Origin of the sequence: Bacillus sp. GbtcB10 (genome assembly GCF_019091365.1) — a bacterium.
GTDB lineage: Bacteria > Bacillota > Bacilli > Bacillales > Bacillaceae > Bacillus > Bacillus altitudinis.
In genome coordinates this window covers 1-255 of sequence record NZ_JAGXJP010000263.1, presented here as the reverse complement: position 1 = coordinate 255, position 255 = coordinate 1, and the positions used below count along the sequence as shown (strand labels likewise).

General features: G+C 34.9%; 1 pseudogene. It reads left to right on the top strand.

Annotated elements, in window-relative coordinates:
- A pseudogene (locus KVT11_RS20240) lies at positions 1 to 255 on the top strand (bifunctional glutamate--cysteine ligase/glutathione synthetase); the annotation flags it as partial.

Genomic DNA, 255 nt, shown 5'->3' with positions numbered 1-255 from the left:
AGGTCCTAATGCTTAAAGCTCAAGGGTATCGAAAAGATTCTATTCCAACAAGTGATGAAATTGTTTTTCTGCGAGAAAATTCTAATGTCAGTACAGGTGGAGACTCAATTGATATGACAGATCAAATTCCCGATGATTATAAGAAAATTGCCGTAGATGCTGTGTCGGCACTTGGAGCAAATATTAGTGGTATTGATTTGATTATTGAAAATACAGAAGTTCCTGCAGCTAATAAAAATGCTTATGGAATTATTG